The organism is Microbacterium gilvum, from assembly GCF_039543865.1.
GTDB classification, from domain to species: Bacteria; Actinomycetota; Actinomycetes; order Actinomycetales; family Microbacteriaceae; genus Microbacterium; species Microbacterium gilvum.
In genome coordinates this window covers 287,046-312,422 of sequence record NZ_BAABKO010000002.1, presented here as the reverse complement: position 1 = coordinate 312,422, position 25,377 = coordinate 287,046, and the positions used below count along the sequence as shown (strand labels likewise).

Genomic DNA, 25,377 nt, shown 5'->3' with positions numbered 1-25,377 from the left:
ACTGATGCAGGCAGACCGCCGCGAGACGCCGTCCGCCGCCGAGCAGCGGCTCATCGAGGTGGGCGTCGGCTACTGGCGCCGGATGGTCGCGGCCGACGCGCCGCTCGGCGTCCAGCTCCTCCCCGAGGACGACGCGGTCGTCGTGTCGCACGCCGTCCGCGGGGGCGGGCGCATCTACGTGGCCCCCGATGAGACGGTCCTCTTCGCGGCGTCGTCGGCGCCCCCGCACGAGGCGCTCGAGGTGTTCCGCTCCGGACGGCGGACGCCCCCCGAGCAGTTCCGTCCGCGCGCATGACGAGCTTCGCCGCGGCGCGGCAGCCCGGCGCCGACGCGCCCCTCGTCGACGAGTCGGCTCTCGCCGTGTGGGGCGAGGGCGCCCTCCGGCGGGCGGCCTGGGCGCGCGACGTGCTGCAGCGCGATGCGCGGGACGACGTGCCGTATGCCAGGGCCGACGTGCGCTACGCCGTTACCCGGGGCCCCGACGAGCTCGCCGCCGTCTGGGCGGCGACGACCGTGCTCGTCGCGCCCGACGAGTCCGTCCTGCGCGTGCCGACGGGATGGCCTGCTCCCGAGGCGTACGACGCGTTCCTCCGGGGAGAGCGCACGCCGTCCGCGCCGGATGCCGGCGTCGACGATCTCGCCGATCGGATCGCGGAGGAGGTCCTCCGTGCGGGCTCGGAGATCCTGCGTCCGACACCGGCCGAGCTCGTCGCGGTGGGCGACGGCGAGCTGCGTTGGACCGTGCGCCGGGAGGACGGCGATCTCGTCACCTACCGCATCGAGCGCGGCATGCACCGGGAGCTGGCGCGATCCCCCGACCCGGCGTCGGCCCTCTCGGCGCTCGTCGCCGCGATCGGCGGATGACGGTCAGGCCTCGACGCGGATGCGCTCGAGCGCTCCCGCCACGACCAGATCGCGCACTCCGACGAAGTCGTCGGCGAGGGTGAGACGCAGTCCCCCGCCCCGCTGCCCGAACCAGGGGGCGGCGACCTCCACGCGCACGAGGATGTCCGCGCGCGTGAGGAACGCGTGCCGCGCGGAGCCGGGTGCGAGCACGCCCACGGGAGGCAGCGAACGGGCCTCGTAGGCCGTCCCGTACGGGAACAGCATGGTGCCGTCGAGGGCGCCGATGCGGTCGATCGGCACCTCCGCCGGAAGCGTGGCGAGGAGCGGCTCCGCGCTCGCACGGTCGTGCAGCTCCGAGAGGTGCGACGTCACGGCGTCGACGGCCGCCTCGATCTCGTGAGCCTCGGGTGCGCGCGGTTCCGGGAGCGGCCTGTCGAGGTAGGAGAGCAGCATGGCCGAGGCGCCGTCGGCGTCGTGCGCCGCGCCGAGGGGGAACGGCCGGCCGTAGTCGACCGTCTCGAGCGACCATCCGCCGCGTGCGTCGTCGGCGCGCAGCCGCAGCGCGCCCTCCTGAGCGGGACCGGAGTCTCCCGGGAGGACGACCGCCGTCGCGGCGATCTGACGACGGGCGAGCTCGTGCCTCAGGGAGTCGAACATGGCTCGAGCCTATCCAGGGGCCGCCGCGCGCATCCGCGCACGCATGGGCCGAACTCCCCGTCGCGGCGTCGTGCCCGCCGGATGGGTTGAACTCCCCATGTCCCATCGGGGGAGCGAAACCGGTCTCCGCCTAGCATGGGAGCTTCACGGTGTGCTCCCGCGTCGATCGCGTTCGCGCGCGGCCGCCGGAGCACGACTCGGCGAGCGGAGCAGGACGGTGCCCACGAAAGCGGAAGCCCTGGCGGAGCGCTGCGAGCGCCTGCGCGAGCCCGTGACACGACTGGCCGCCGTCAGCCTGGGCGCGGCCGTCAGCCCGACGGGCGCCACCGACGCCCTGGCCGCCGCGCGCGATGTCCGCGCGATCCTCGACGAGGACGCCTCCGGCATCGCCCCTGGCGCGTTCACCGACTGGCTGCCGACGCTGCGCGCGACCGTGGCGGAGATGATCGCCGCTCTCGAACGCCGCGACACCGCGGAGTCGTACCGCCTCTTCACCGACCAGGCCACCGGCTTCTACCGCCTCGCACTGGGCTGCGCGGGCTTCCCGGGGTGGTGACCGTGGCGAAGCTGCAGGAGATCGAGAAGGGGTACCTGGCCGCGCGGCCGGAGCAGTTCGAGCGCCGCGCCTCGCGTCGCAAGCGCACCGCGTATCTCGCCGGAGCGGGCGTCTTCGGCGCCGCGGCCCTCGTCTTCACGATCGTCGCGCCGGGCTGGATCGCGGGACTGCAGCAGCAGATCGCCGACGGCTACGAGCCGCTGCGCCCTTCGCGAGGACCTGCCGTCGCCATCGTCGGCGTGGTCGTGTGGACGGCGGCGCTCTGGATCCTCGCCGTCATGGCGCTCGTCGGCGCCTCCCGTCGAGCGCACGAATGGGTCGATCGCTCGACGGGCGGCGTGCTGCGGACGGGGCGCATCGAGCGCTTCCGCGAGCTGTCCGACTTCGACGAACTCGCCGCACGGCTGCAGGCGGGGGCGCTCACGGCGTTCCCGACGGGCGGAACGGGTCACACGGGCGGCAAGACGGTCGTGCAGACCGTCGAGGATGTCGCAGCGGGCCGCGTGCACGTCTGGATCGAGGACGAGTCAGGACGGTCGACGGCCGCCGTGGTCTCCGGGCCCGCTGCCGCGGCATGGGGACGGTCCGGGTTCTCCCCGGCGTCGAACGCCGTGCGGCGCGTGGACGGCCGCTGACGCATGAGCGGGTGGGCGATCATCGACGCACGGGAGGCGGCGCCTGAGCCGACTCCCGTGAGCGCCGCGCGCGCCGCGCAGCTCGGTCTGCGGCCAGCGCCCACCGGCCGGCGGATGGCCGCGGCGCTCGTCGACGCCCTGCCGGCGCTCGTCTTCTCGGCGCCCGTCGCGATCGCGCCCCGCGACATCCTCGACGGCGAGCTGCTGTGGATCCTCATCGCCGCGATCGGCGCGCTCCTCCTCGTCGTGTACGGCCTCGTGCAGCTCGGCTCGCACGGCCGTCGCGGCCAGACCTTCGGCAAGCAGCTGCTGCGGATCCGCACGGTGCGCGCCGACACGCTGAGGGCGATCGGCTTCTGGCGGGCGGTGGAGAAGGCGGCGCTCGTCGCGGCGTCGGGTGTCGTGCCCGTCGTCGGCACCGTCGTGCTGCTCCTCTCCCCGCTGTGGGACCGCGAGAAGCGCGGGCGCGGATGGCACGACCGCGCCGCGCGGGCCTGGCTGATCGACCTGCGCGCCGTCGACCCTTTCGACGCCGTCGCCTTCGAGGCCGCCCGCGGCCGTGCCCGCGCCCGCGTGACGGCCGCGCCGAGTACGCCGGCGAGCTCGGCTCCACCCGCTCCTGCCGCTCCGGCGGGCGCCGCCGTCGAGGCCGCGCCGGCCGGGCGTGCCGGGCAGGGCCTCATCGACTCCGTCCCCGGACGCGCCGCGCATCCAGGCGCGCCCTCCGGTCCCGCGCCGTCCTCACCCGCTCGCGCCGCGCCGTCCGCGCCCGTCCTCGCCCCCGAGGCGCCCGATCCCTTCCCGCCCGCGCGCATCCGCGTGCGCCTCGACACGGGCGAGGAGTACCTCCTCGCGGGGCGCTGCCTCATCGGTCGCCTGCCGGTCGCCGAGCCCGGCGAGGCGGTCGCCTACGCCCTGCCCGTGCAGGATGGCGCCCGCTCGGTCTCCAAGACCCACTTCGTCCTCGACGTCCGAACAGCGGGGATGACGGTCACCGACCGCCGCTCCGGCAACGGCACGTCGGTCATCCGATCCGGCGTCGAGCATCCCGCTGTCGCCGACATCCCCTTCCCCGTCTATCCCGGCGACCGCATTCGCTTCGGCGACCGCACGATGGAGGTCCTCCATGGCTGACAATCCCCTCTCGACAGGAGAGATCCCCACCGACACCGTGCCGGGCGCCGAGAGGCCGCTGCGCGTCGAGTTCGCGGGCGAGTGGTTCACCGTGAGCCCGCGCGGGCGGTTCACGATCGGCCGTGAGGGCGACCTCGAGGTCGACGACAACCAGTACCTCCACCGGCACTTCCTGGAGCTGTCGTTCCACGACGGGCTGTGGTGGCTCGCCAACGTCGGCTCCCGGCTCGCCGCGACCGTGTCGAGCGCGGGCGGCGCCGTGCAGTCGTGGCTGTCGCCGGGTGCGCGCATGCCGGTCGTCTTCGCGCAGAGCGTCATCGTGTTCACGGCAGGGCCGACCACCTACGAGATCGCGCTGCACACCGAGGAGGCGCACTACGCCGTCTCGGGCCAGGTGCAGGCGTCGATGAGCGGCGAGGCGACCGTCATGCCTGTGAGCTTCACGCCCCTGCAGCGCGTGCTCATCGTGGCGCTCGCCGAGCCGATGCTGCGCCGCGAGGGCGTCAGCGTCAGCGAGCTGCCCTCGTCGAGCGCGGCCGCCGCGCGCCTGGGCTGGACCATGAGCAAGTTCAACCGCAAGCTCGACAATGTCTGCGACAAACTCGACCGGATGGGCGTGCAGGGCCTTCGCGGCGGCCCGGGGAAGCTCGCGACGAACCGCCGCGCGCGCCTCGTCGAGTACGCCGTGTCGTCGCAGCTCGTCACGCGCGCCGATCTGCCGCTCCTCGACGACGAGGCCGTGCGCAACGCCGTCGAAGACGACTGACGAGTCCGCGCGGCGACGACCCGCTCAGCTCGCGAGCGCCTCGGCGACGAGATCCTGCACGCAGGCCACGCCGGCGAGCTGGCCCGATGCGATCGCCGCGGCGACCGCGTGCATCGGCCCCGGCATCCCCGCCGGCTGCGCGATGTCGCCCGCGGCGTAGACACCAGGGCGGCTCGTGCGGCCGAACGCGTCCACGCGGACCCCTCCGACCTCGCTGACCTCGAGCCCCAGCTCCGCCGCGAACGGCGCGGCCTGCCGCCAGACCGTCGCGGTGAACAGCCCGGCGAACTCCTCCCGCGTGCCGTCTGCGAACCGCACCTCCACACCGTCGTCGGCCTGGGCCATCCGCTCGATGCGACCGGGGCGCACGGAGGTCGTTGCCTCGGACGCCTCGCCGTCGCCGGGCAGGATGACCACCTCGGAGGCGATCGGGGCGAGCATGGCGGCGAGGCGCTGGCCGTGATCGCCCGCCCCGACGATGCCGACGCGGCGCCCGGCGAACTCGTGGCCGTGGCAGAACGGGCAGTGCGCGACGAGGTCGCCGAACAGCTCCGCGAGCCCGGGGACGGCCGGGAGCGCGTCGGCGACGCCCGTCGCGAGGACGAGGCGGCCCGCCTCGACGACGCGTCCGTCGTCGAGGGCGAGGGAGAAGGCGCCGAGCTCGCCCGAGATTCGCGCGACCCGTGCACCGATCACCTCCACGGTCGCGTAGGCGTCGAGGTTGCGGCGAGCGGCTGCGCGCAGGTCGGCGGGCGCCTGCCCGTCGTGCGCGATGAGGTTGTGGAGGGCGCTCGTGGGGTCGTTGCGGTATGCGCCGGAGTCGACGAGGGCGACGGTCCGGTGCATCCGGCCGAGCGTGAGCGCGGCCTGGAGGCCGGCGGGCCCTCCTCCGATGATCGCGACGTCGTGCATGTGCGTGCTCCTTCCGGTCGGGGTTGCGGGAGGAGGCCAGTGTGTGACTTCATGTCGACATGAAGTCAAACGGCTGGATGATCGGCGAGCTCGCGGAGCGGTTCGGGCTCGCGACGCACGTGCTGCGGCACTGGGAGGACCGGGGGCTGCTCTCTCCCGAGCGCGACGGCGCCGGGCGCCGCCGCTACACGGAGGCGGACGCGTATCGGGTCGCGGTCGTCCTCGCGAGCAAGGCCGCCGGGATGGGCCTGGATCAGATCCGCGCCCTCGTGGACGGCGGAGCCACGGGGCGCCACGACGTGCTCGAACGCCGTCTCGCCGAGATCGACGAGAGCATCGCGGCGCTCGAGCGCTCGCGGGCGATGGCGCGCCACGCGCTGGAGTGCCGATCGCACGACATCTCGACCTGCCCGGGCTTCCGGGCGAACGTCGCCGACATCGTCGCCGGAACGCGACGAGGCATGGCCTTCGGCGCGCACGAGCGAGGGCCCGCGCGCGCCGGGGCCGGCGCCTGACCCCGGCTCAGAGATACGTGCGCGTGAGCTGCTCCGCGAGACCCGTGTAGGTCGCGGGCGTGAGGGCGAGGAGGCGCTCCTTGGCCTCGTCGCCGATCTCCAGGCCGTTCACGAACTCGGCGAGCTCGGCCGCGCCGACGCGGCGGCCGCGCGTGAGCTCCTTGAGCAGCGCGTACGGGTCGGTGATCGTGGACCGGCCGGCGACGACCTCCGCGCGCACGGCGGTCTGGATGGCCTCGCCGAGCACCTCCCAGTTGACGTCGAGGTCGGCGAGCAGCACGTCGCGCGAGAGCGAGATCTCGCCCAGCCCGCGGCGCAGGTTGTCGAGCGCGAGCAGCGAGTGCCCGAATGCGACGCCGATGTTGCGCTGCGTCGTCGAGTCGGTGAGGTCGCGCTGGAGTCGCGACGTCACGAGCGTCTGCGCGAGCGTCGCGAAGATCCCTCCCGCGAGCTCGAGGTTGGCCTCGGCGTTCTCGAAGCGGATCGGGTTGATCTTGTGCGGCATGGTCGACGAGCCCGTGGCGCCCGCGACGGGGATCTGCGCGAAGTATCCCAGCGAGATGTAGGTCCAGATGTCGCTCGCGAGGTTGTGGAGGATGCCGCCGGCGTGCTTCGCGCGGTCGTACAGCTCCACCTGCCAGTCGTGCGACTCGATCTGCGTCGTGACGGGGTTGAAGGTCAGGCCGAGCGACTCCACGAAGCCGCGCGCGATGTTCGGCCAGGCCACGTGGGGCGCCGCCGCGAGGTGGGCCGACCAGGTGCCCGTGGCGCCCGAGAACTTCCCGAGGTACTCCGTTGCCTCGAGCTGCGCGATGACGCGCTCGAGGCGCCAGACGAACACGCCGAGCTCCTTGCCCATGGTCGTGGGAGTCGCGGGCTGGCCGTGCGTGCGCGACAGCATCGCGGCGTCGGCATGCTCGAGCGACAGCGCGCGCAGCGTCTCGACGACCGACTTCAGGGCGGGAAGCCACACGTCGCCGACGGCGCGCTTGACGGTGAGGGCGTACGCGAGCGAGTTGATGTCCTCGCTCGTGCATCCGAAGTGGGTGAGCTCGGCGATGGCGTCGAGGCCGAGCTGGGAGAGACGGTCGCGCACGAGGTACTCGACGGCCTTGACGTCGTGGCGTGTGACGGCCTCGCGCTCGGCGAGCCAGTCGATCTCCTCCTGTCCGAACGTCAGGTAGAGGGCTCGCAGCCGCGCCTTCTCGTCCTGCGTGAGGGGCGTCGCGCCGAACAGGGAGTTGTTCGCGAGGGTGATGATCCACTCGACCTCGACCTCGACGCGGGCGCGGTTGAGGCCGGCCTCCGAGAGGTACTCGCCCAGGGGCGACACGACGCCCTGGTATCGGCCGTCGAGGGGGCTCAGGGGCTGGATGGGGAAAGCGGTCACTTCGGCCTCCGGATCGAGACGGTCGCGCGCCCGTGCGGATGGCCGGGGCCGGATCCACCGGACGGGCAGCGGCGCGGCTGGCCCTCCGATCATACTGGGGGCGCGGTGCTCCGTGCCCAGCCCGACGACACGCGGCGACTCGTCCACAGATCCCCGCAGCCCTGTCCGCCGCCGCTCGCGCGGCGTCACGCTGGGAGCATGTTCGCAGACGAGGACGCGCAGGCGGCGATCGGCGCGGCGCAGGCGGGCGCCGCGACCGCCGCACAGGAGCTGCGCACGGCGGCCGCGGCGCTCGGCGCCGTCGCGGACGGTGCGGCGTGGGTCTCGGAGGCGGCCGCGCTGTTCCGCGAGACGGCCAGGGAACGGGCGCTCGCGCTGTACGCTCTCGCCGACCGGATCGAGGGGGAGGGCTCGGCGCTCGACACCACTCCGCTCGCGCTCCTGCATCCGATCGGCTGATGGATATCGGATCGGGAGGGGCGGTGTCGGTCGATCCGGCCGACCTGCGGCGTGTCGCGACGGAGGTGTCCGTCCGAGGCCGCGCCGTCGCGGAGGCGGGCGAGCGGGTGCGCGCGGTGGCGGCCGCTCTCGAGCACCTTCCCGTGACTCTCGACGGGCTCTTCGCCCAGGCCGTCGCCGTCGACGCGGAGGCCGAGCAGATCGAGGGGGTCGCCGGGGCGCTCCGGTTCGCGGCCGACGCCTACGAGCTCGTCGAGCTGAAGGCTCGTGCGGAGAGCGAGCGCCTCGACCGCGAGGTGCGGCTGCGGATGGTCGAGCTCGAAGCGCGCAGCCCGGGCGCCGGCGACGAGGCGGAGCGACTGCTGCGCACGTGGCGGAGCGACGACGAGCTGTCTGTGAACGCGCAGTTCCTCCCGCTCAGCTGGATCCCGGCCGTCGGCGCTCCGCTGAGCTTCACGGCACGGACCCTCCTCGGAGCCCTGCTCCATCAGCCGACCGCGCACGGGGCGGGGCGCATCGACAGGGGAGCGCAGCTGCGGGGCGCGTCGGCGCACCCGCGCCTGCGCCCCGGCGTGCAGGGGGTGCCGGGAACGGCGCCGGCGACCGTCGGCGACGTGGCCGCGCGAGTCCCCGACGGCGGGACCGCGACCATCCGCGTCGAGCGCTACACCTGGGACGACGGACGGCGCGAGTTCGCCGTGTACGTCGCCGGCACGCAGGGCGAGGGCGGCACGGTGCTCGACTGGGGCTCGAACCTGGAGCTGTACGGGGGCGGGCGATCACAGGCGTTCCAGGCCGTGGAGGACGCGCTCGCCGCCGCCGGCGCGCGCGACGGCGACGTGCTGCACGCCACGGGGCTGTCGCAGGGGGCGATGATCGCGAGCTGGCTCGCCGCCGAGGGGCGGTACGACGTGCAGACGCTCGTGACGCTCGGCGCCCCCGTCGAGGCGCACGGCGGCGGCGAGACGCTCATGGCGACCATCCGCCATGAGGAGGACCCCGTCGCCCTTCTCGCGGGCGGCTACCCCTACCGCACGGGGGCCGAGGGCAGCGTGGTCGTATCGCATCCGCACGAGCCGGTGCCCGCGCTCCGAGACCTCGCCGTCTCGGTGCACCGTCTCGACGCCTATGTCGAGACGGCCCGTGCATTCGACGCGTCGGGCGATCCGCGCGCGGCCGAGCTCGCCGCGCGCATCGCAGAGCTCGGCGGCGCTCAGACGGTCGAGGTCTTCGAGTTCCTGCCAGAGCGCCTACGGGTGTCGGAGCGCGCCGCGGAGGGCGTCAGCGGGAGCGCTTCTCCTGCGGGCGGAGGATGAGCCCGAACACCCAGTTGATGACGCTGAGGAGGATGCCGGCGAGCACGGCGGGCCAGAAACCGCCGAGCGCGAGCCCCCAGCCCCACGGCCCCATGATCCAGGCGGTCACCCAGAGCAGCACGCCGTTCAGGAGGAGGGAGATGAGACCCAGGGTAAGCACGAACAGCGGGAACGCCACGATCTTGATGGCGGTGCCGACGATCGTGTTCACGACGGCGAACAATGCGGCGATGGCGAGCAGCGTCAGCACGAGCTGCACGGTCTCGCCGGGCGCGAAGGGCGTCACCGTGACCGACAGGACGGGGATGCCGGCCAGGATCCAGAATGCGAACGCGTTGACGACGACGCGGATGACGAAGCGCATGCGGCGAGTCTCGCACCGCACCCTGTGTCCCGACCCTGCGACCCGCCTGACGGATCGCGGAGCTCAGCTGCGCGGCCCGCGCGCCCGCTCGCTGCGTCGCAGCCGGGCGGGGGTCGTGCCGTAGGCGCGGCGGAAGGCGTCGATGAACGCCGTGCAGCTCGCATAGCCGACGTGCGCGGCGACCTCGGCCACCGTCTCATCGGAGTCGAGCAGACGGCGCGCCGTCTGCAGCCTCAGCAGGGTGCGCCACTCGGGGAAGCGCAGTCCGGTCTCGCACGCGAACGAGCGCTGCAGGGTCTTCGCGCTCACGTGGGCGACGCGTCCCCACTCCTCGAGCGTCTCGGGGCGCGACGGGTCGGCGACGAGGGCGTCGGCGATCTCGCGCGCCCGGGGGTCGAGCGGCATGGGCAGCTGCTCGTCCCCCTCCGCGACGAGGTCGAGCATGCGTGCACGGCACACCGCGAGGGCGGACGGGGTCGCGAGCCCGGGCTGGGCGAGCGTGCGGGCGAGGGCGTCGAGGTGCGCGCTGCGGCGGATGGTGCGCGGCGCATCATGCGGGCTCGTCCAGCGGTCGGCCGGGAAGAACAGCGGCAGGGCGAGCGCGTCGCGGCCCGGACGCACCGTGTGCGCGACGCCCGCGGGGATCCAGAGCGCCCTTGCCGCGTCGACCTTCCAGGCGCGGCCGCCGATGTCGACCTGCAGCTCGCCCGCCGCGAGCCAGGTGAGCTCGTGCGCATCGTGCCGGTGCGTCACGGAATCGACGAGAGCGGGAGCGCGCATGGATGTCCAGGAGGAGGGATCGGTTGTCCGGCAAGAGCAACGGAGTGCTGTTTAGGCAAGCCTAAGCTATCGCTGCCGCCGTCGCCCTGAGCGCCCGATGATGCGCGCCGGCACCGCCGTGGGCGCGGCGCAGATCCCTTCGCCCGACACGGGCGTTCCCGAGAGGAAGCCATGATCCGCACCATCCGCCGCTCCGCCGCCTTCGCGGTCGCGGGCACCCTCGCCCTCGCCGCCGCGGGCTGCTCCGCCCCCGCCGACGACGCGGCGACCGCCGCCGACGAGGGGTCGTGGCCGCGCACGATCGAGCACGAGCTCGGCGAGACGACGATCGAGGCTCAGCCAGAGAACATCGTCTCGACCTCCATCACTCTGACGGGCACGCTGCTCGCGATCGACGCGCCCCTCACCGCGAGTGCGGCGACGACCCCCGACGGCGAGCTCACCGACGACCAGGGCTTCTTCGCCCAGTGGGCGGACGTCGCCGACGAGCGGGGTGTGGGCGTGCTGTACCCCGGCCTCGAGCTCGACCTGGAGGCCGTCATCGCGGCAGCCCCCGACCTCATCGTCATCTCGACCACGGGCGCCGACGCGACCGCCGAGGCGTACGACCAGCTCTCCGAGATCGCCCCCGTCGTCGCGGTGAACTACGGCGACAAGTCGTGGCAGGACGTCGCCGACATCCTGGGCGAGGCCACGGGGCTCGAGGACGAGGCGGACGCGGCCGTCGCGTCCTACGACGCCGAGGTCGCCGAGGTCGCCGACACGATCGAGGTTCCGGAGGGTGAGGCGAACGCGATCGTCTACTACGGCACCGAGAACGACGTCGCCTTCGCCAAGCTCGGAGGCCCTCACGCCGATCTCCTCGAGGCCCTCGGCTTCACGATCGCCGATGCGCCGGACGAGCTCGACACGGCGCCCACGGAGCGCCAGGACTTCGCATTCGTCTCGATCGAGAACGCCGTGGCGACCCTCACGGGCGAGACGGTCTTCCTCGTCAACGGCGACGACGACACGAAGGCGGACCTGCTCGACGAGGCCCTCTTCGCCAACGCCCCCGCCGTCGAGTCGGGTGCCGTGCACCCGCTCGGCGCGACCTCGTTCCGCATCGACTACTACAGCGCGCTCGACGTGGTGCACACGATCGCCGCCGACTTCGGCGCCTGACCATCGACACGCTCGAACGCCCCCGCCCCGCCCGGCGCCCTGCGGGGCGCGGGGCGGGGCGGCTCGCGGCCGTCCTCGCGCTCATCGCGGTGCTCGCCGTGCTGAGCATCGTCGTCGGCTCGCGCGCGATCGACCCAGCCACGGTCTGGCAGGCGCTCATCGCGCCCGATCCGACCGACGACGCGCACCTCACGGTGCAGCTGCTGCGCCTGCCTCGCACCCTGCTCGTCATCCTCGTCGGGGCTGCGCTCGGCGTCGCGGGGGCCGTGATGCAGGCGATGACCCGCAATCCGCTCGCGGAGCCCGGTCTGCTCGGCGTCAACGCGGGCGCGTCCGCCGCCGTCGTCACCGGCATGCTCGTCGTCGGCTCCGTCACGATCGAGGCGTACATCTGGTTCGCGTTCGCGGGCGCCGCTCTCGCCGCCGTCTCCGTCTATGCGCTCGGCGGGGCCCTGCAGCACGCCTCGAACCCCGTGCGCCTCGTGCTCGCCGGAGCGGCGATGAGCGTCGTGCTCGGCGCGTACACGTCGGCGGTCCTCGTGAACTTCCCGGGTGTCTTCGACCGGTTCCGCTTCTGGGACACCGGGTCGTTCCAGGGCAGGGACGGCGCCGTGGTGCCCCCTGTCGCCATCGCGATCGTCGTGGGCCTCGGCATCGCCCTGGCGATCTCACGTTCGCTCGACGCTCTCGCGATGGGCGCCGAGTTCGGTCGGGCGCTGGGGGTCTCGCCCCGCCGCACCTGGCTGCTCGCCGGCGTCTCCGTCGTGCTGCTGGCCGGCGCCGCCACCGCCGCGGCCGGTCCCATCGGGTTCGTCGGCCTCACCGCCCCGCTCATCGGCCGTGCCCTCGTCGGCCCCGGATACGTGCGGCTCGTCCCGTTCTGCGCCCTCGTCGCCGCGGCGCTCCTGCTCGCCGCCGACGTGATCGGGCGCGTGCTCGTGCTCCCCAGCGAGCTGCAGGCGTCGATCGTGAGCGCCCTCATCGGCGCGCCGGTGTTCATCCAGCTCGTCCGGCGCAGGAAGGTGCCCACACTGTGACGGTCGTCATCCCCGGCGAGCGCGTCGTGCGCGCGGGCTCCCTCTCGATGCGCTGGCGCCCCCGCTCGGTCGCCGTCTCGCTCGTCCTCCTCGTCGCGTGCGCGGTGTTCGGCGTCCTCGGGATGCTCACCGGCACCACGCCGCTCGGTGTGGACGACCTCGCGGCGGTCGCCGCGGGCGACGCGGAGGCGCGCGTGGCGGCCATCGTCGTGAACGTGCGCCTGCCGCGTCTCGTGGCGGGCATGGCCGTCGGCGCCTCGCTGTCCGTCTCGGGCGCGGTTTTCCAGTCGCTCTCGCGCAACGCCCTCGGCTCGCCCGACATCATCGGGTTCGTGACGGGTGCCGCGACGGGCGCCGTCGTCATGATCACGGTCGTCGGCGCCACCGGACTGCTCGTCGCGCTCGGCGCCGTCGCGGGCGGCGTCGTCACGGCGCTCGTCGTCGCCGCGCTCGCCGCCGGTCGCGGGGGCGACGCCGGCTATCGGCTCATCCTCGTCGGCATCGGCGCCGGCGCGCTCCTCGCCGCGCTCAACAGCGTGCTGCTCACGCGCTCGTCCGCCGAGTCGGCCGTCGCCGCCCAGATCTGGCTGACGGGAACCCTCAACAGCCGCACCTGGGCGCAGGCGCTCACGGCGACGATCGCGTTCCTCGTCCTCACGCCCGTGCTCGTCGTGCTCGCGCGCCGGCTCGACGTGATGGAGCTCGGCGACGACCTCGCCGTCGGGGTCGGCGTGCGCACGGCGGCGGTGCGCCGCCTCGCCCTGCTCGTCGCGGTCGCCCTGGCCGCCGTCGCCACCGCCGTCTGCGGGCCCATCAGCTTCGTCGCGCTCGCCGCCCCTCATATCGCCCGCCGGCTCCTGCGCGCTCCCGGTGTGCCGATCGCCGGATCGGCGCTCACGGGCGCGGCGCTCCTCGTCGGCGCGGACCTCGCCGCGCAGTCGCTCCCGTTCGGCCTCCGCGTCCCCGTCGCCCTCATGACGGGTGTCGTGGGAGGCGTCTACCTCATCTGGCTTCTCACCCGCAGGACGACCCGCATATGACGACAGCAGACATCCCCCGCCTGGCGGGTACGGGCCTCGACCTCGGCTACGACGGCCGACCGGTCGCCACGGGGCTCGACATCGACATCGCGCCCGGCGCCTTCACGGCGATCATCGGGCCCAACGCGTGCGGGAAGTCGACCCTGCTCCGCGCCCTCAGCCGCGTACTGGCGCCGACGGCGGGCGTCGTGACCCTCGACGGCGTCCCGCTCGCCGACATCGCGGCACGACGGGTGGCGCGCCGTCTCGCGCTGCTTCCCCAGACCGCGACGGCGCCAGACGGGATCACGGTGTCCGATCTCGTCTCGCGCGGACGCTACCCGCACCAGAGCTTCTTCCGGCAGTGGTCGCGCGACGACGAGCGCGCCGTCCGCGAGGCGATGGAGGCCACGGGCGTGGCGGACCTCGCCGACCGCCATGTCGCCGAGCTCTCGGGCGGGCAGCGCCAGCGGGTCTGGATCGCGACCGTGCTCGCCCAGGAGACGCCCCTGCTGCTGCTCGACGAACCCACGACGTACCTCGACATCGCGCACCAGATCGATGTGCTCGAGCTGTGCCGACGGCTCAATCGCGAGCACGGGGTCACGATCGTCGCCGTGCTGCACGAGCTCAACCACGCCGCGCGCTACGCCGACCGGCTCGTCGTCATGCGCGAGGGGGCCGTCCTCGCGGAGGGCGCGCCCTCCGAGGTGCTGACCGAGGAGGGCGTGGAGGAGGCGTTCGGCCTGGCGTGCCGCGTCGTCCCGGATCCGGTCTCCGGAACTCCCCTCGTCATCCCCCTGGGGTCGTTCGCCGAGGAGGGCGCACGGTGAGCAGGTGGCCGCGTGCGCCGCGCACCCCCTTCCGAGCCGACGGCTCGCCCATCCGGGTCGAGCCGGAGGCGCTCCTGGCCGACGCGCGCACGCCGGGGTTCTGGGATCGTCACACGACGGCTCCCGTGCTCGGCGGGCTCGTCGACGGCTTCCGCGAGACGTCGTTCCTGTGGCGTCCGACACGGCGCGGCACCGAGGCCATGGTGCACATCAACTCCGTGACCGACCGGCACCGCGAGGACATCACGGCCGCCCGGTTCGCCCGCATCGGCGGCACCGACGTGCACCACGTGAGCGTGCTGCTCCCCGATGAGCTCGTCGCGAGCTACCGCATCGTCGAAGCCGGGCACCTGCCCGTCGATGCGGGCCGCGACCGTCCCGGATGGCTCCGCATCCACGAGGCGGGCGTTCCCGATCCGCTCGGATCGGAGACGCTGCCCAACCCGCTCGGGCGCCGCTCCAGCGTGCTGCGGATGCCCGCATCACGGCAGCACCCGGCATGGCGCGCGGCGCGCCGCGACGCGGGCGGCGCGCGACAGCCGGTCCGGCTCGACACGCGCCATCCGCTCTGGGCGATCGACCCCGACGACGAGCCGGCGCACCTCCTCGTCCTGTTCGACGGCGAGACGTGGCGCGGCCTGCCGCTCGCGGCAGCACTCGCGCAACGGGATGGCCCGCCCCTCGCCGTCCTGCTCGTGGATTCGGGGCCGCAGCGCGCCGATCTGCTCCCGCATCCCGAGCGGATCGCGTCGCTCGTCGAGGAGGTCGTCGTGCCCGCGGCACGACGACGCTGGCCGCGCGCGCGCGACACGGTCGTCGCCGGTCAGAGCTACGGCGGCCTCGCCGCGGCCTCCCTCGCCGTGCTGCGCCCGGACCTCGTCTCCGCCGCGGTCGCGCAGTCGGGCTCGTTCCAGTTCCGCGCCGGCGAGGAGCGCCGACGCGACGCGACCGAGCCGGGGGACCTCATCCGACGTCTGGGCGCGCTCCGCGTGACGGCGAGGGTGCACGTGCAGGCGGGTGCGGAGGAGCACGACCTCTCCGCGCAGGCGGAGATGTTCGCGGACGCGGCGGAGCGCGCGGGCGCCGTCGTCACCGGCGAGCAGCGCGCGGGAGGTCACGACTACGCGTGGTGGTCGGACGCGCTCTTCGACGGCCTCGACGTCGTGCTCGGCCGGTCGCTCTCTAGAATCGAGCCGTGAGCACCCCCGAGCCCGTCCTCCCGCGCATCCGCCCCGAGATCGCCGCCCTCCCGCCGTACCGGCAGGGCAAGGCGGCGGGCGCAGGCGGGTTCAAGCTCTCCAGCAACGAGAACCCCTTCGACCCGCTCCCCGGCGTCGTCGACGCCGTCCACGCGGCCGACGCGCTCAACCGGTACCCCGACGCGACGGCGGCGCGGCTGCGTGCCCGCCTCGGCGAGCGGTACGGCGTCGAGGCCGACGGCGTCGTCATCGGCGCCGGGAGCGTGTCGCTGCTCGCCGCGTTCATCCAGGCCGCGGCGGGGGCGGGCGACGAGGTCGTCTACTCGTGGCGGTCGTTCGAGGCGTACCCGAGCCTCGTGCTCGTCGCCGGCGCGACGGGCGTCCCCGTGCCGAACCTCGCCGACGGCCGGCACGATCTCGACGCGCTCGCCGCGGCCGTGACCGACCGCACGCGCGTCGTGCTCGTGTGCACCCCCAACAACCCCACGGGGCCCGTCGTCACGAGCGACGAGCTCTCCGCGTTCCTCGCGCGCATCCCCTCCGACGTCCTCGTTCTGCTCGACGAGGCGTACGCCGAGTTCGTCACAGCGGACGGCGCCGTCGACGGGCTCGCCGAGCGCGTCTTCGAGACCCACCCCAACGTCGTCGTGCTCCGCACCTTCTCGAAGGCGTACGGGCTCGCGGCCCTGCGCGTCGGCTACGCGATCGGCCACCCGCGCGTGCTCGACGCGGCGCGCAGCACCGCCATCCCGTTGTCGGTCACGGCCCACGCGGAGGCGGCCGCGCTCGCGAGCCTCGAGGTCCACGACGAGCTCGCCGAGCGCGTGCGCCAGATCGTCGTCCGTCGCGACGCGCTCGCGGCCGGGCTGCGCGCGCTCGGATGGCGCGTGCCCGACGCGCAGGGGAACTTCGTGTGGCTCGACGGCGCATCCGCGGACGTCGCGCGCGCGTTCGAGGATGCGGGGGTCATCGTGCGCCCCTTCCCGGAGGGCGTGCGCATCTCCGTCGGCGAGGAGGAGGCGGTCGCGCGCATCCTCCAGGTCGCCGAGTCCGCCCGCTGACACACGCCGCATCCGCCGTCGCGCATACGACTGTGGACACCTCCCGACGAATCCTGTGACCTGTTGTTCACACCGTCCGAACGCGTCGCTCCCCGGGGAGCACTAGCGTGGAGGGCGTGACTTCGCCCGACTACCTCACCGACCCGGCGACGGTGCGCATCCTCGGCGCGGACGGGCGGATCGCCCCATCGCCCGCCGCCGAGCGCTACCTCCCGATCATCGAGGCGCTGCCCGACGCCGAGCTGGAGCGGTTCTACCGCGACATGTCGACCATCCGGGCCTTCGACCAGCAGGCGACCCTGCTGCAGCGCCAGGGGCAGCTCGCCCTGTGGCCGCCGTCGCTCGGCCAGGAGGCGGCGCAGGTCGGATCGGCGCGGGCGTCCCGACCGCAGGACCACGTCTTCCCCTCCTATCGCGAGCACGTCGTCACCCGCATCCGCGGCGTCGACAGCCTCGACATCATCAAGCTCATGCGCGGTCTCACGCACGGCGGCTGGGATCCGACCGATCCCCGCAACGGCAACACGCACATCTACACGCTCGTGCTCGGGTCGCAGACGCTGCACGCGACGGGCTTCGGGATGGGGTTGAACTTCGACGGCAAGACGGGCACGGGCGACGCCGAGCGCGACGAGGCGGTCATCGTCTACTACGGCGACGGCGCATCGAGTGAGGGCGACGTGCACGAGGCGATGGTGTTCGCGGCGTCGTACAAGAGCCCGACCGTGTTCTTCCTGCAGAACAACCAGTGGGCGATCTCGGTGCCGGTCACGACGCAGGCCAGTGCGCCGTTCTCCGAGCGCGCCGCCGGATACGGCATCCCCTCCGTCCGCATCGACGGCAACGACGTGCTGGCGAGCTACGCGGCAACGCGCGTCGCGCTCGACGAGGCCCGCTCGACCCCGGGTCCGCGTGCCATCGAGGCCGTCACGTACCGGCGCGGTGCGCACACGACGAGCGACGACCCCACGAAGTACCGTACGTCGAGCGAGGAGGAGGCCTGGGCCGAGCGCGACCCGATCGCGCGCATGCGCGCCTACCTCGCCGGCCGGGGCGCGGACGAGGCGTTCTTCGCCGACGTCGACGCCGAGGGGGCCGATGTCGCCGCCGACCTGCGTGCGCGCATCACCGAGCTTCCCGAGCCGACGACGGCGAGCATGTTCGCGCACGTCTACTCCGATCCGCATCCCCTGATGGACGAGCAGAGCCGCTGGCTCTCCGACTACGAGGCGTCCTTCGAGGAGGGAACGGCATGAGCCGGGAGACCCTGACCTTCGCCAAGGCGCTCAACGCGGGCCTTCGCCAGGCGATGGCCGACGATCCCCGTGTGCTCCTCATGGGCGAGGACATCGGCCGCCTCGGCGGCGTCTTCCGCATCACGGAGGGGCTCCTCGCCGAGTTCGGCGAGAACCGCGTGCTCGACACGCCGCTCGCCGAGTCGGGCATCGTCGGCACGGCGATCGGCCTCGCGATGACCGGGTTCCGTCCCGTCATCGAGATCCAGTTCGACGGATTCGTCTTCCCCGCGTTCGACCAGATCACGACGCAGCTCGCGAAGCTGACGAACAGGCACGAGGGGGCCCTGTCGCTCCCGATCGTCATCCGCATCCCCTACGGCGGGCACATCGGAGCCGTCGAGCACCACCAGGAGAGCCCGGAGGCGTATTTCGCCCACACGCCGGGCCTGCGCGTGGTCAGCCCCTCGACGCCCGACGACGCGTACTGGATGATCCAGGACGCGATCCGCTCGAACGATCCCGTGATCTTCATGGAGCCGAAGAGCCGGTACTGGCCGAAGGGCGAGGTCGACCGCGAGTCGCGCTCCGCGCCGCTGCACGCCAGCCGCGTCGTGCGCAAGGGCGCCGACATCACCCTCGTCGGTCACGGGGCCATGGTCACGACGCTGCTCGAGGCGGCCGCGCTCGCCGAGGCCGACGGCACGAGCTGCGAGGTCGTCGACGTGCGTTCGCTGTCGCCCGTGGACTACGACCCCATCGTCGAGTCGGTGCGGGCGACGGGGCGGATGGTCTACGCGCAGGAGGCGCCCGGCTTCACGAGCCTCGGGAGCGAGATCGCGGCCACCGTCACGGAGCGCGCGTTCTACTCGCTCGAGGCGCCCGTGCTGCGGGTGTCGGGCTTCGACGTGCCGTTCCCGCCCGCCAAGCTCGAGGGCGCCTACCTGCCCGATGCGGAGCGCGTGCTCGAGGCCGTCGACCGCGCGCTCGCGTACTGAGAGGATCGACCGATGCAGACCTTCCACCTCCCCGACGTCGGCGAGGGCCTCACGGAGGCCGAGATCGTCGCGTGGCGCGTCAAGCCCGGCGACGCCCTCGACGTCAACGACGTCGTCGCCGACATCGAGACCGCCAAATCGGTCGTCGAGCTGCCGTCGCCCTACGGGGGCGTCGTGGGCGAGCTGCTCGTGGGCGAAGGCGAGACGGTCGACGTCGGCACGGCCATCATCACGATCGTCGACGACGGGGCAGAGACTGCTCCCGCGCAGGGAGCCCCGGCGCCCGCCGCAGAGGAGGGCGGCGGGTCCGTGCTCGTCGGCTACGGGTCGGGATCCGCGGCGGGTGCGCGGCGTCGTCGGCGCAAGCCCGAGGATCCCGCGGTCGCGACCGTGGGCGTCCTCGCGAAGCCGCCCGTGCGCAAGCTCGCGCGCGATCTCGGTGTCGAGCTCTCTGACATCCGCCCGACGGGGCAGGCGGGGGAGGTGACGCGCGACGACGTCGTCAAGCACGCCGAGCAGGCGTCCGTCTTCCGCAACATCTCGACACCGGAGTGGCCGGAGGTGCGGGAGGAGACCATCCCCGTCGCGGCGGCGCCGGTCGCGCTCGGGCGGTTCGAGTCCATCCCCGTGAAGGGCGTGCGGAAGGCGACGGCGACCGCGATGGTCGGCTCCGCCTACACGGCTCCGCACGTGTCGGTGTGGACCGACGTCGATGCGACGCGGACGATGGAGTACGTCAAGCGCCTCAAGGCGTCGCCCGACTTCGCCGACGTCAAGGTGTCGCCTCTGCTGATCGTGGCGCGTGCCGTCATGTGGGCCATCCGCCGCACGCCGATGATCAACGCGACGTGGGTCGAGGAGCCGGACGGCGCGAAGATCCACGTGCGCCACTACGTGAACCTCGGCATCGCCGCGGCGACGCCGCGCGGGCTGCTCGTGCCCAACATCAAGGACGCGCAGGATCTGTCCATGCACGATCTCGCCAAGGCGCTGGAACGCCTCACGGTGACGGCGCGCGAGGGGAAGACGACCCCCGAGGACCAGCGCGATGGGACGATCACGATCACGAACATCGGCGTCTTCGGGATGGACGCGGGCACGCCGATCATCAACCCGGGCGAGGCCGGCATCATCGCGATGGGCGCCATCCGGCAGAAGCCATGGGTCGTCGACGGCGAGGTGCGCCCCCGCTGGGTGACGACGGTGTCGGGATCGTTCGACCACCGCATCATCGACGGCGACAAGATCAGCCGGTTCATCGCGGACATCGCCTCCGTGCTGGAGGAGCCGGCGCTGCTGCTCGACTGAGCGTCGCTGTCGGGCCCCGGTCCCGTCCTCATCCGCGAGCATCGACGGCCGTTGTCAAGCCTGCTCCGCGGAATCGGCGGGAGATTAGCGTTGTCGAGGTGAGTACGTCGTCGGCAACCGAGATCGTGGGCGCCCGGATCGCGGAGCTCCGATCGGCGAGATCCCTGAGCGTCCGCAGTCTCGCGGCATGCGCCGACCTCGACATCAGCCATCTGCAGCGGATCGAGCGAGGCCGCGGCAATCCGACGCTGATGACCCTGCTCCAGATCGCCATCGCGCTCGATGTGGAGGTGGGGGCCCTTGTGCACGGCGCGGATCGGGGCGCGCTTCCCGCCGGCCGCCATCCGTACGCCAGCGCATTGCACCCGCAGAGGAGGCGCCTGCGTTGACAGCAGCGCCGGAAATGGGCATGCTTCCTCTGTGCGGCATATAAACGGTAGCGTGACAGCCTGTGGGTGAGGGGGAGCCCGGTTACGGCGAGCTGGTCTTCTCTCCCACGAGGATCAGCGACATCGCACATGATCTCGTCGCCGATGAGATCGTGCGCGGGGATCTGCCGGACGGCTACCGGATCCGGTATGCGGAGATCGCGGAGCGGCTGGGAGTGTCCCGAATGCCCGTGCGCGAGGCGATCATGCGGCTGGAGTACGAGGGGCTCATCGAGTCGTCCGTCAGCCGCTATACGCGCGTCACGCGGGTCGACGCGGAGTCCGCGGAGGCCATCTGGGCGTGGCTCGCGAGAGAGCTGGCGTTCGGTCTCGCCCTCGCCAGCACGCGTGCTACTCGTGGCGAGAAGAGCGCGATCGCGACGGCGCTCCGGCGGGTGTCCACCGCATTGGGAGGCCGCGACGCGGGCGACGTCGCCGCCCGTGCCGTCATCCTCATGGACGTCGTCGTAGAGTGCGCGTCGAACGTGCAGCTCAGCAAGGTGTGGCGGGACGAGCGAAACGCCTGTCGGCGCGCGCTGCAGCGTGCAAGCTTCGCGGAGATGCCGCCTATGGTGCGCGATCACGAAGCGGAGAGCCTCATTGCGGCGCTGGACGCCGGGGACGCCGCCCGGGTCGAGGTTCACGCCCGCAGGCTGCTTCGCTGACGTGCGGCATCAATCGGTGCCGGCCTCTTCCCACGCGGGGAACGGGTCATCGAGGAGCGCCCACGCAGCGCGGCCGGCTGCGACCTCGTCGTCCGTGAGGCAGGCGGCGTCGAGGGCGGCGCAGAGCGCGCGGCCGTCGAGGTCGAGGCCGAGGAAGGCGATGTCCTGCCCGGCCGCGAGCAGCTCGTCGTCCGCCCCGAGCTCTGCGTCGGTCGCGAGGGGCTGGAACGACAACATGCGGCCGACGTGCTCCCAGTGGGCGACGGTGCCGGGGCGGGTCGCGAGGCGGCAGAATCCGGCGGAGCGGAGGACGGTGCCGAAGTCGCCTGACTCGATCCGCCCGTCGAGGAGTGCGGCGAGCCGGGCGGGGTGGAACGGACGCAGCGCCTCGTAGCGGAGCGCGGACACCCGCTGGTCGGTCATGTGCGGTGCGTGGTCGTCGTTCAGCACGGCGATCCACCCGGGCCGCTCCTGCGCGGCGGCGTACTCGGCCGGCTGCTCGGGTGCGGGGAAGGGCGCGGGGTGCAGGCGCAGGCGCGCGCGGGGGCTGAGGGCGCTCAGGATGGCGAGTGTGCGCGACAGGTCGGGCGTCGTCAGGGCGTCCCACCCGACGAGGACGATCGTGGACGCGTACTCGATGTGCGTGACGGCAGCGAGGGCGCATGCCCGGTAGGTGCGGGCGCCGCCCGGTGCGCGGTGGGCGAAGTAGTCGTCGCGGCCGAGATCGTCGAGGAGATGAGGGGCGTCGACGACGCACGTGATCCCGATGAGTCGTGCGGGCGATGACGGGTGGGCGAACTCTCCGATGACCTCGGTGACGGGAGTCCCCGTGGGGAACTCCACGACGGCACCGGCCGAGGTCTCCGCCCACGGGGCGAGCGCGAGGGCCTCGTCGACGGGGTCGAGCGCCATCGCCAGACGGGCCGCGGGGAAGAACGTGCGCGCCGTGTCGGCGGCGAGGCCCGCCGCGTAGCGGTGGCGTTCGGGCGGGCAGGTTCCCACCACGGCGAGCACATCGGTCTGCGGCATGCGGTCTCCTCCTCTGTGGACGGCGGCTGCGGGACACGCTACCTTAATGAGAACCATTCTCACTAACGGAGGTCGTCATGAAGGTCCGTGCATCGCTCAAGTCCCTCAAGAACCAGCCCGGCGCGCAGGTCGTCCGTCGGCGGGGCCGCGTCTACGTCATCAACAGGCTGAATCCGCGTTTCAAGGGCCGTCAGGGCTGACGCGTGCCTGCCTCGGTCGCCCAGGGGTGCGGGGTGTCCCGGCGGGGTAGTGCGAGCGATTTGAGAACGATTCTCATTCCGAGTATGATCGCCCTCATGCCCGAACGCCGACTGCTCGCTCCTGCCCTCCTCGCCGTCTCCGCCGTCGCCCTCGCGGGCTGCGCGACGACCTCCGACGAGGCCGCCGGCGACGAGGCCTTCCAGATCGTGGCCTCGACGAGCGTGTACGCCTCGCTCGCCGAGCAGCTCGTCGGCGACGCCGCCCAGGTCACGGCCGTCATCGACTCCCCGACGCAGGACCCGCACTCCTACGAGGCGACCGCGCGCGATCAGCTCGCCGTCGACGGCGCCGACATCGCCATCCTCAACGGGGGCGGATACGACTCCTTCATGGAGGAGCTCGTCGAGGCGGCCGGCACCGAGCACGTGCTCGAGGTCGTCGAGTACTCGCACGCCTACCCCGCCGACGGCGAGGCAGAGGAGGAGCACGACCACTCCGATGAGGAGGAAGACGCGCACGAGGGGCATGACCACATCGAGGGCTTCAACGAGCACGTCTGGTACGACCCCGATGCCGTCGAGCACTTCGTCGAGGCGCTCGCGACCGAGCTCGAGGAGCTCCTGCCCGACGCCGCCGACGACATCTCCGCGAACGCGGAGGCGCTCGTCGCGGACGTCGAGGGACTGAACGACCGTCTCGCCGAGGTCGCCTCGGCGCACGAGGGCGAGACCGTGTTCTTCACGGAGCCCGTCGGCGGCTACCTCGCTGAAGCGGCCGGCCTCGACGACGTGACGACCGAGGGCTTCGCCGAGGCGGTCGAGGAGGGGCAGGATGTCGCGCCCGCGACCCTCCTCGCCGCGATCGAGTCGATCGAGGGCGGCGAGGTCGACGTGCTCGTGACCAACACGCAGACGGCGGGCGCCGAGTCGACCCGCGTCATCGAGACCGCGGAGGCGGCGGGCGTGCCCGTCGTCGAGTACGGCGAGACGCTGCCGGACGGCGACACCTACGTGTCGTGGATGACGGCCAACATCGACGCGCTGGAGACCGCTCTCGCGGGATGAGGTCCTCGGGCGCGGGCCGGCTCCGCTCGCAGAGAATGATTATCGATCCGGGGATAGGGTGAGCGATGTGACCGATCCCGTGCTCGACATCCGCGGCGCCGCCCTGCACCTGCGTGGACGCGAGCTGTGGTCGGGGCTCGACCTCTCCGTCCGGCCGGGCGAGTTCGTGGCGGTGCTGGGGCCCAGCGGCTCCGGCAAGACGACGCTGCTCCGCGCCGTCCTGGGCCTGCGCGAGCTGAGCGCGGGCGAGATCCGCGTGGAGGGTCGCCCCGTCCGTCGCGGCAGCCGCCGCATCGGGTACATCCCCCAGCAGCGGCCGTTCGTGCCTGGCACGAGCCTGCGCGCGCGCGACCTCGTCGCGCTCGGCGTCAACGGCGCGCGTTTCGGCCTTCCGATCCCCCGCCGCGGAGACCGCGCCCGCGTCGACGCCCTGCTCGAGGCCGTCGGCGCCACCCGCTACGCCGACGACCCCGTCGGCTCGCTCTCCGGCGGCGAGCAGCAGCGCCTGCGGGTCGGGCAGGCGCTCGTCGATGCGCCCAGCCTGCTGCTGTGCGACGAGCCGCTCTCCAGCCTCGACCTCGCCAACCAGCAGGCCGTGAGCGCCATCATCGACCGTGAGCGGCGCGAACGCTCGGCCGCCGTCCTGTTCGTCACCCACGACGTCAACCCGGTGCTCGACTCCGTCGACCGCATCCTCTACATCGCAGGCGGGCGCTTCACGCTCGGAACGCCCGACGAGGTCCTCCGCGCCGACGTGCTGAGCGACCTCTACGGCGCCCCCGTGCAGGTCCTGCGGGCCGGCGGCCGCCTCGTGGTCGTCGGCATCCCCGACGCCGAGCCGCACCATCCGCACGAGCACCACGACCATGCCCACCACGACGCGGAGGCCCACGCGTGACCATCCTCCCCGCCGTCGAGTGGAGCGACGTGTTCTCGTTCGATGACTACGGAGCGCTGCTGCAGCTCGTCTCGAACTCGATCGTCGCGGCCGCCGCGCTCGGCATCGTGGGCGGGCTCATCGGCGTGTTCATCATGCAGCGCGACATGGCGTTCGCCGTGCACGGCGTGAGCGAGCTCTCCTTCGCCGGTGCGGCGGCAGCGCTGCTGTTCGGCGGAAGCGTCGTCGTGGGCTCGCTCGCGGGAGCCGTCGTCGCGGCGCTCCTCATCGGCGCCCTCGGCGCAAGGGCCCGGGACCGCAACTCGGTCGTCGGCGTGCTCATGCCGTTCGGCCTCGGCCTCGGCATCCTCTTCCTCTCGCTGTACGAGGGCAGGTCGGCGAACCGCTTCAGCCTCCTGACGGGGCAGATCGTGTCGGTTTCGAACCCCGACCTCGGATGGCTCATCGCCATCAGCGCCGTCGTGTTCGTCGGGCTCCTGCTCGTCTGGAACCCGCTCCGGTTCGACTCGCTCGACCCGCAGTCGGCGGAGGCGCGCGGCGTTCCGACGCGGCGGCTCAGCATCCTCTTCATGCTCCTGCTCGGCCTCATCGTCGCCGTCGCCGTGCACATCATCGGCGCCCTCCTCGTGATGGCGCTCCTCGTGACCCCCGCCGCCGCCGCGATGCGCGTGAGCCACGGCCCGCTCGCCGTCCCGCTGCTGTCTGCGCTGTTCGGCTTCGTGTCGGCCGTGGGCGGCATCCTCCTCGCCATCGCGGGGACGCTTCCCGTGAGCCCCTACATCACGACGATCTCCTTCGCGATCTGGGGGGTCTGCCGTCTCGTCGCGTGGCGTCGCGACCGTGCCGTCCGCGTCGCCGACGCACAGCCCGCGTCCAGCCCCGCCCCGGCCGTCGGATAGCCGCGCGGC

The 25,377-nt window shown here is 73.0% G+C and carries 30 protein-coding genes; 24 read left to right on the top strand and 6 right to left on the bottom strand.

The genetic code is table 11. From position 1 onward, the window contains the following. The first annotated feature begins 4 nt into the window (after nt 1-4). Nucleotides 5-295, top strand: a complete 291-nt coding sequence (locus ABD998_RS07290; RefSeq protein ID WP_345437535.1) for a hypothetical protein — start codon at nt 5-7, stop codon at nt 293-295. Continuing rightward, a complete protein-coding gene (locus ABD998_RS07285; RefSeq protein WP_345437533.1) occupies nt 292-864 on the top strand; it encodes a hypothetical protein in 573 nt (190 codons plus the stop codon). The genes ABD998_RS07290 and ABD998_RS07285 overlap by 4 nt, the downstream gene beginning before the upstream one ends. Before the next feature lie 3 nt (nt 865-867). Here the strand turns inward: ABD998_RS07285 and ABD998_RS07280 are convergent, their stop codons facing one another. Further along, nucleotides 868-1,503: a TNT domain-containing protein gene (locus ABD998_RS07280; RefSeq protein ID WP_345437531.1), complete on the bottom strand. Its 636-nt coding sequence runs from the start codon at nt 1,501-1,503 to the stop codon at nt 868-870. A gap of 217 nt (nt 1,504-1,720) precedes the next feature. Here ABD998_RS07280 and ABD998_RS07275 point away from each other — a divergent pair, with 217 nt between their 5' ends. Genes ABD998_RS07275 through ABD998_RS07260 form a run of 4 tightly spaced genes read left to right on the top strand, consistent with a single transcriptional unit; the run spans nt 1,721 to nt 4,594 of the window. Beyond that, the gene (locus ABD998_RS07275; RefSeq protein WP_345437529.1) at nt 1,721-2,059 is read left to right on the top strand and encodes a hypothetical protein; all 339 of its coding nucleotides are present in this window, start codon (nt 1,721-1,723) and stop codon (nt 2,057-2,059) included. 2 nt (nt 2,060-2,061) lie between these two features. Continuing rightward, complete coding sequence (locus ABD998_RS07270) at nt 2,062-2,694, top strand: hypothetical protein (RefSeq protein ID WP_345437527.1); 633 nt, start codon at nt 2,062-2,064, stop codon at nt 2,692-2,694. Nucleotides 2,695-2,751: 57 nt separating this feature from the next. Next, nucleotides 2,752-3,828 (top strand): RDD family protein, encoded by a 1,077-nt coding sequence (locus tag ABD998_RS07265; protein WP_345437525.1) that lies wholly within the window; start codon nt 2,752-2,754, stop codon nt 3,826-3,828. After that, nucleotides 3,821-4,594 (top strand): FHA domain-containing protein, encoded by a 774-nt coding sequence (locus ABD998_RS07260; protein ID WP_345437523.1) that lies wholly within the window; start codon nt 3,821-3,823, stop codon nt 4,592-4,594. The genes ABD998_RS07265 and ABD998_RS07260 overlap by 8 nt, the downstream gene beginning before the upstream one ends. 24 nt (nt 4,595-4,618) lie before the next feature. Here the strand turns inward: ABD998_RS07260 and ABD998_RS07255 are convergent, their stop codons facing one another. Beyond that, nucleotides 4,619-5,506, bottom strand: a complete 888-nt coding sequence (locus ABD998_RS07255; protein ID WP_345437521.1) for an NAD(P)/FAD-dependent oxidoreductase — start codon at nt 5,504-5,506, stop codon at nt 4,619-4,621. A gap of 59 nt (nt 5,507-5,565) precedes the next feature. On the opposite strand from ABD998_RS07255, the gene ABD998_RS07250 reads away from it, so the two are divergent. Beyond that, complete coding sequence (locus tag ABD998_RS07250) at nt 5,566-6,021, top strand: MerR family transcriptional regulator (protein ID WP_345437519.1); 456 nt, start codon at nt 5,566-5,568, stop codon at nt 6,019-6,021. A 7-nt stretch (nt 6,022-6,028) separates the two neighbouring features. On the opposite strand, the gene purB is transcribed toward ABD998_RS07250, so the two are convergent. Then, nucleotides 6,029-7,411: an adenylosuccinate lyase gene (gene purB / locus ABD998_RS07245; protein ID WP_345437517.1), complete on the bottom strand. Its 1,383-nt coding sequence runs from the start codon at nt 7,409-7,411 to the stop codon at nt 6,029-6,031. A 198-nt stretch (nt 7,412-7,609) separates the two neighbouring features. Between purB and ABD998_RS07240 the strand changes: the two genes are divergently transcribed. Both ABD998_RS07240 and ABD998_RS07235 read left to right on the top strand, forming a co-directional pair. Beyond that, nucleotides 7,610-7,870: a hypothetical protein gene (locus ABD998_RS07240; protein ID WP_345437514.1), complete on the top strand. Its 261-nt coding sequence runs from the start codon at nt 7,610-7,612 to the stop codon at nt 7,868-7,870. After that, on the top strand, nt 7,870-9,186 hold the full coding sequence (locus ABD998_RS07235; RefSeq protein ID WP_345437512.1) for a hypothetical protein: 1,317 nt from the start codon (nt 7,870-7,872) through the stop codon (nt 9,184-9,186). The genes ABD998_RS07240 and ABD998_RS07235 overlap by 1 nt, the downstream gene beginning before the upstream one ends. Here ABD998_RS07235 and ABD998_RS07230 read toward each other — a convergent pair. Both ABD998_RS07230 and ABD998_RS07225 read right to left on the bottom strand, forming a co-directional pair. Further along, nucleotides 9,152-9,550 (bottom strand): phage holin family protein, encoded by a 399-nt coding sequence (locus tag ABD998_RS07230; RefSeq protein ID WP_345437510.1) that lies wholly within the window; start codon nt 9,548-9,550, stop codon nt 9,152-9,154. The genes ABD998_RS07235 and ABD998_RS07230 overlap by 35 nt on opposite strands. Before the next feature lie 63 nt (nt 9,551-9,613). Beyond that, nucleotides 9,614-10,303: a helix-turn-helix transcriptional regulator gene (locus tag ABD998_RS07225; RefSeq protein WP_345437508.1), complete on the bottom strand. Its 690-nt coding sequence runs from the start codon at nt 10,301-10,303 to the stop codon at nt 9,614-9,616. Between the two features lie 198 nt (nt 10,304-10,501). On the opposite strand from ABD998_RS07225, the gene fepB reads away from it, so the two are divergent. The 11 genes from fepB to ABD998_RS07170 all read left to right on the top strand — a co-directional run bounded on the left by fepB (nt 10,502) and on the right by ABD998_RS07170 (nt 21,277). Continuing rightward, nucleotides 10,502-11,494 carry a Fe2+-enterobactin ABC transporter substrate-binding protein gene (fepB, locus tag ABD998_RS07220; protein ID WP_345437506.1) on the top strand — a complete coding sequence of 331 codons (993 nt, stop codon included), beginning with the start codon at nt 10,502-10,504 and terminating at the stop codon, nt 11,492-11,494. Nucleotides 11,495-11,583: 89 nt separating this feature from the next. Then, complete coding sequence (locus tag ABD998_RS07215) at nt 11,584-12,531, top strand: FecCD family ABC transporter permease (protein WP_345437504.1); 948 nt, start codon at nt 11,584-11,586, stop codon at nt 12,529-12,531. Then, nucleotides 12,528-13,571, top strand: a complete 1,044-nt coding sequence (locus ABD998_RS07210; RefSeq protein WP_345437502.1) for a FecCD family ABC transporter permease — start codon at nt 12,528-12,530, stop codon at nt 13,569-13,571. Before ABD998_RS07215 ends, ABD998_RS07210 begins: the two co-directional genes overlap by 4 nt. After that, on the top strand, nt 13,568-14,383 hold the full coding sequence (locus tag ABD998_RS07205) for an ABC transporter ATP-binding protein (RefSeq protein WP_345437500.1): 816 nt from the start codon (nt 13,568-13,570) through the stop codon (nt 14,381-14,383). The genes ABD998_RS07210 and ABD998_RS07205 overlap by 4 nt, the downstream gene beginning before the upstream one ends. Beyond that, nucleotides 14,380-15,582, top strand: coding sequence for an enterochelin esterase domain-containing protein (locus ABD998_RS07200; protein WP_345437498.1), 1,203 nt, complete (start codon nt 14,380-14,382; stop codon nt 15,580-15,582). The genes ABD998_RS07205 and ABD998_RS07200 overlap by 4 nt, the downstream gene beginning before the upstream one ends. Further along, nucleotides 15,579-16,643 carry a histidinol-phosphate transaminase gene (locus ABD998_RS07195; RefSeq protein WP_345437496.1) on the top strand — a complete coding sequence of 355 codons (1,065 nt, stop codon included), beginning with the start codon at nt 15,579-15,581 and terminating at the stop codon, nt 16,641-16,643. Before ABD998_RS07200 ends, ABD998_RS07195 begins: the two co-directional genes overlap by 4 nt. Before the next feature lie 116 nt (nt 16,644-16,759). Further along, nucleotides 16,760-17,899 carry a thiamine pyrophosphate-dependent dehydrogenase E1 component subunit alpha gene (locus tag ABD998_RS07190; protein WP_345437494.1) on the top strand — a complete coding sequence of 380 codons (1,140 nt, stop codon included), beginning with the start codon at nt 16,760-16,762 and terminating at the stop codon, nt 17,897-17,899. Continuing rightward, complete coding sequence (locus ABD998_RS07185) at nt 17,896-18,876, top strand: alpha-ketoacid dehydrogenase subunit beta (RefSeq protein ID WP_345437492.1); 981 nt, start codon at nt 17,896-17,898, stop codon at nt 18,874-18,876. Before ABD998_RS07190 ends, ABD998_RS07185 begins: the two co-directional genes overlap by 4 nt. A gap of 12 nt (nt 18,877-18,888) precedes the next feature. Continuing rightward, nucleotides 18,889-20,184 (top strand): dihydrolipoamide acetyltransferase family protein, encoded by a 1,296-nt coding sequence (locus ABD998_RS07180; RefSeq protein ID WP_345437490.1) that lies wholly within the window; start codon nt 18,889-18,891, stop codon nt 20,182-20,184. Nucleotides 20,185-20,309: 125 nt separating this feature from the next. Further along, entirely contained in the window at nt 20,310-20,573 is a 264-nt protein-coding gene (locus ABD998_RS07175) for a helix-turn-helix domain-containing protein (RefSeq protein ID WP_345437488.1), read from the top strand. A 62-nt stretch (nt 20,574-20,635) separates the two neighbouring features. Beyond that, complete coding sequence (locus ABD998_RS07170; protein ID WP_345437486.1) at nt 20,636-21,277, top strand: GntR family transcriptional regulator; 642 nt, start codon at nt 20,636-20,638, stop codon at nt 21,275-21,277. Nucleotides 21,278-21,286: 9 nt separating this feature from the next. Here the strand turns inward: ABD998_RS07170 and ABD998_RS07165 are convergent, their stop codons facing one another. Continuing rightward, nucleotides 21,287-22,306 carry a GTP-binding protein gene (locus ABD998_RS07165; RefSeq protein ID WP_345437485.1) on the bottom strand — a complete coding sequence of 340 codons (1,020 nt, stop codon included), beginning with the start codon at nt 22,304-22,306 and terminating at the stop codon, nt 21,287-21,289. A 77-nt stretch (nt 22,307-22,383) separates the two neighbouring features. Here ABD998_RS07165 and ykgO point away from each other — a divergent pair, with 77 nt between their 5' ends. The 4 genes from ykgO to ABD998_RS07145 all read left to right on the top strand — a co-directional run bounded on the left by ykgO (nt 22,384) and on the right by ABD998_RS07145 (nt 25,368). Next, nucleotides 22,384-22,506 carry a type B 50S ribosomal protein L36 gene (gene ykgO, locus ABD998_RS07160; protein WP_345437484.1) on the top strand — a complete coding sequence of 41 codons (123 nt, stop codon included), beginning with the start codon at nt 22,384-22,386 and terminating at the stop codon, nt 22,504-22,506. A 96-nt stretch (nt 22,507-22,602) separates the two neighbouring features. Then, on the top strand, nt 22,603-23,571 hold the full coding sequence (locus ABD998_RS07155; protein ID WP_345437483.1) for a metal ABC transporter solute-binding protein, Zn/Mn family: 969 nt from the start codon (nt 22,603-22,605) through the stop codon (nt 23,569-23,571). 67 nt (nt 23,572-23,638) lie between these two features. After that, complete coding sequence (locus ABD998_RS07150; RefSeq protein ID WP_345437482.1) at nt 23,639-24,469, top strand: metal ABC transporter ATP-binding protein; 831 nt, start codon at nt 23,639-23,641, stop codon at nt 24,467-24,469. A 2-nt stretch (nt 24,470-24,471) separates the two neighbouring features. Beyond that, nucleotides 24,472-25,368, top strand: a complete 897-nt coding sequence (locus tag ABD998_RS07145) for a metal ABC transporter permease (protein ID WP_345438252.1) — start codon at nt 24,472-24,474, stop codon at nt 25,366-25,368. Nucleotides 25,369-25,377: the final 9 nt, after the last annotated feature.